5 protein-coding genes are annotated in these 3,202 nt (G+C 52.0%); all 5 read left to right on the forward strand.

Annotation, left to right across the window (positions count from 1 at the left end):
- Positions 1-107 precede the first annotated feature (107 nt).
- The 5 genes from Q675_RS33755 to Q675_RS33780 all read left to right on the forward strand — a co-directional run bounded on the left by Q675_RS33755 (position 108) and on the right by Q675_RS33780 (position 3,191).
- Positions 108-548 carry a hypothetical protein gene (locus Q675_RS33755; protein ID WP_023011837.1) on the forward strand — a complete coding sequence of 147 codons (441 nt, stop codon included), beginning with the start codon at positions 108-110 and terminating at the stop codon, positions 546-548.
- Between the two features lie 96 nt (positions 549-644).
- The gene (locus Q675_RS33760) at positions 645-1,031 is read left to right on the forward strand and encodes a tautomerase family protein (RefSeq protein ID WP_023011838.1); all 387 of its coding nucleotides are present in this window, start codon (positions 645-647) and stop codon (positions 1,029-1,031) included.
- A 95-nt stretch (positions 1,032-1,126) separates the two neighbouring features.
- Positions 1,127-1,660 (forward strand): GNAT family N-acetyltransferase, encoded by a 534-nt coding sequence (locus Q675_RS33765; RefSeq protein ID WP_023011839.1) that lies wholly within the window; start codon positions 1,127-1,129, stop codon positions 1,658-1,660.
- Between the two features lie 830 nt (positions 1,661-2,490).
- Positions 2,491-2,775: a helix-turn-helix domain-containing protein gene (locus Q675_RS33775; protein ID WP_022988855.1), complete on the forward strand. Its 285-nt coding sequence runs from the start codon at positions 2,491-2,493 to the stop codon at positions 2,773-2,775.
- Positions 2,776-2,795: 20 nt separating this feature from the next.
- A complete protein-coding gene (locus tag Q675_RS33780) occupies positions 2,796-3,191 on the forward strand; it encodes an IS3 family transposase (RefSeq protein ID WP_023011840.1) in 396 nt (131 codons plus the stop codon).
- Positions 3,192-3,202 lie beyond the last annotated feature (11 nt).

Consider the following 3,202-nt stretch of genomic DNA (forward strand, 5'->3'; position numbering starts at 1 on the left):
GAAGGCTCAATCAGTATCAAGGCCAGGCACGGCGACGCCTACTACATTGCGGCTTCGCCTCCATTCCGCAGCCGCGTATGCAGGCTGGTGTTAGGTGAGCAAAATCAATGTTTCCGTTTCTCAAAAAAGCCTTATCTGGGCGCAATAAGCCAAGTATCGAAATCGTTCACGACAGGTTGGGCCCGATGACTTTTTTGGAAAGTGAAGGTTATTGGGAGGCGGCCAGTGGCGAGGTTTTCCATAGTATTCCTGGCGACGCGAGTGGGCCCTATCCTCAATCAGTGCAGTTCATATTGAGCAAGCTTGCCGAGCTTGATCACTATTTCGATAAATGTTCCGAGTACCTTGTGTCGATCGCCTCGGGTTGGGATTCGATTCCAAAGGGTATGGCTGCTTCGGAGCTGTTTCAGGTCTCTGCTATTTCTGTGGATACGGCTGATAACCGGGAGTGGGAAATTTGTTTCGAAACACGGCCGGAATTTAGGTGGATCCACATTGGGCTGCAATTTGAGAACGAGGAAATCCTCTCAAATGACATCAGCACCTAACAAGGCCATTAAGGTCGTACCACACTGGTGGCCCTCCACCGGACGCCCTTGTCAGGGAGCTGCTTCTGGCTGGCGTTACACATTGCAGGAGGCATCGTGATAGTCATCTATGGAATCAAAGAACACCTTAACCCGATCAAGGCTCAGCTCTCTGAAGTCATTCACGGATGTATGCAAACCGTACTTGGGATGCCGGAAGACAAACGGGCTCATCGTTTCATCCCTATGGAAGCCGAGGATTTTTATTATCCTGGTGGCAGGACACCCGCTTACACAGCCATCGAGATCAATATGATGCAGGGTCGAAATCCTGAGACCCAAAAGGCCCTGATCAAGGAACTCTTCAACAAGATTGAGTCCGTGGTTGGCATATCACCCGTAGATGTTGAAGTCACGATCAAGGAGCAACCGCCACACTGTTGGGGCTTTCGTGGCATGACTGGAGATGAGGCGTGTGACCTCAAGTATTCAGTCAATGTGTAACAAGGCAATCAAATTCGTTCCGGCCCAAAGGCCCCCCACCGGAGGCCCTTTTCAGGGCGCCTTTTATTGCTGGCGTTAAGCACAGGGAGAGAGCGGTGTCATTGTTTGAAACAGAGAGGTTGGTTGCAAGGAAGCTATCCCATCAGGATGTCCCGGTGCTCACCGCAATGCTCAGTGATCCGGAAGTCATGAAATTCTCCGTTCGCGGAGTTTGCGACGAGGAAGCTACTCGAAAGTTCGTTGATTGGTGCCTTGAGTGTTACGCCTCTCATGGAATAGGGCCGTGGGCATTCTGTGAGAAGGAATCTGGGCATTTTATCGGCTTCTGTGGCATTGCGCCTGAGTTGGTTGGCGATGTCGAAGAACTCAATCTAGGTTATCGGCTGGCGCGCAGGTTCTGGCACCAGGGGTACGCGACAGAAGCTGTAATGGGTGCCCTCCAGTATGCTTTCGATCAAACACACCGCGAGTCGGTAATTGTTATTATCGAGCCGGAGCACACAGCCTCCGTTAGGGTGACGGAGAAGGTTGGGTTCAGAGATTATACGATTCGAGAATTCCATGCCCGAGCTGTGCGGGTATATCGAATGACGTGCGACGACTGGGCATTGCATAACAAGTTGTCGTAGTTCGTTTCAAGCCTGGCGGCCCTGCACCGGATACACTGCGCTCCGTAGTCGCCACTGAACCAAGGCGTTAAATATCAGCTGAATATGGGTCGCATACGGAAGTTTCTTCATGACGCTGGAAGGCTAAAGCCCTACTATCGATTCTGTTCAAATGTAGCTTCGGGTTCGGGAATAGTGATCGGTATTGGCCTATGGTACTTCACTTTGGTTCCGCTCTTGGCGACCTCGTTTGAGATTGATGTCGCTGAAGCAGCACAACCCGGCGATCCGACCGCATTCTTTGCGGTCACAATGGTTTTGCTATTGGTCGTGGCAATGATCATTTGCGTCCAGGGAGTCTTTTTGGCTCTGGTGTTACTTGGTCGCTTGAGGTTTGCTGATGTGATGTCGGTAATCTGGCGTTTGCGTTACCCTCGGAGTTGGGTCAATTATTAACAAGCCGCGTCACTCGAACGGCAGTGGTGGGCGATAGCTTCGTTAAAGATATTAAGCCCGCAATGTGGTTAGGTCTTAAGGCTATCTGGTTGACCCAGGAAAATGCACCTCGGGGAACTGAGGTTCGGGTCATCAGGAGCTTGCGAGAATTGTGCATGTAACCAGGTGGTCAATGCGTCGCCAACTACGTGTTGCTCTGTGCGCGCCCATACCACACCGTTATATGATTGGAGTAACATGGAAAAACTAGCGCATGAAATATGGATATTTGATGGTGAACCCGTTCAGTTCTTAGGTTTGCCTTTTTCCACTCGAATGACTGTTGTTTGAAGTGGACCCCGAAATTTGGACAGGTGCCTAAGCTCTGATTCATCATCTCCACAAGGAGGAGAATCATGAGCAAGAAACGCAAGCAATACAGCCCATCGTTCAAGTCCAAAGTAGCCCTAGCCGCCCTCAAGGGTGACCAGACTACATCTGAAATTGCCGCCCGGTTCCAGATTCATCCGACCATGGTTAGCACCTGGAAACGCGAGTTGTTGGAGAATGCTCCGGACCTCTTCGAAGGCAAAAAAAGGTCCGGCAAACAGTCCAACGAGCCCAGTTCTGACGAACTCTACCGCGAGATCGGCCGACTGACGGTGGAACGCGATTTTTTGTCGCGCAAGCTCGATCAGTAAGCCGTCAACGCCGGTTGGCGATGATCGAGCATGGTCATCCCCAAGTCAGCATTGTGCGCCAGTGCGAGTTGCTCAAACTGAGCCGCTCGTCGGTGTACTACGTCCCTCGTGAACAGTGTCAGGAGGATCTGGATCTGATGTACCTGATTGACCAGCAGCATCTGGAAACGCCGTACTATGGCTCTCGTAAGATGCGAGTCCATCTGGAGCGCAAAGGCCACCTGATAAACCGCAAGCGGGTTCAGCGCCTAATGCGCACCATGGGCATTCAGGCGGTGTATCCACGCCCCAGAACCAGCCCTCCGGGCGACGGGCACAAAGTTTATCCGTACCTGCTCAAAGGGCTGAAAATCGACCGCCCCAACCAGGTGTGGGCAACGGATATTTCGTACGTGCCGCTGGCCCGAGGTGCGTAAACCGCTGAAGG

It is taken from the genome of Marinobacter sp. EN3 (assembly GCF_000475315.1).
Classification (GTDB): domain Bacteria; phylum Pseudomonadota; class Gammaproteobacteria; order Pseudomonadales; family Oleiphilaceae; genus Marinobacter; species Marinobacter nauticus.

Excerpts from the sequence above, each read along its gene's own strand:
- Q675_RS33755 (WP_023011837.1), top strand. The coding sequence starts at position 108 with ATGTTTCCGTTTCTCAAAAAAGCCTTATCTGGGCGCAATAAGCCAAGT.
- Q675_RS33775 (WP_022988855.1), top strand. The coding sequence starts at position 2,491 with ATGAGCAAGAAACGCAAGCAATACAGCCCATCGTTCAAGTCCAAAGTA.
- Q675_RS33780 (WP_023011840.1), top strand. The coding sequence starts at position 2,796 with ATGATCGAGCATGGTCATCCCCAAGTCAGCATTGTGCGCCAGTGCGAG.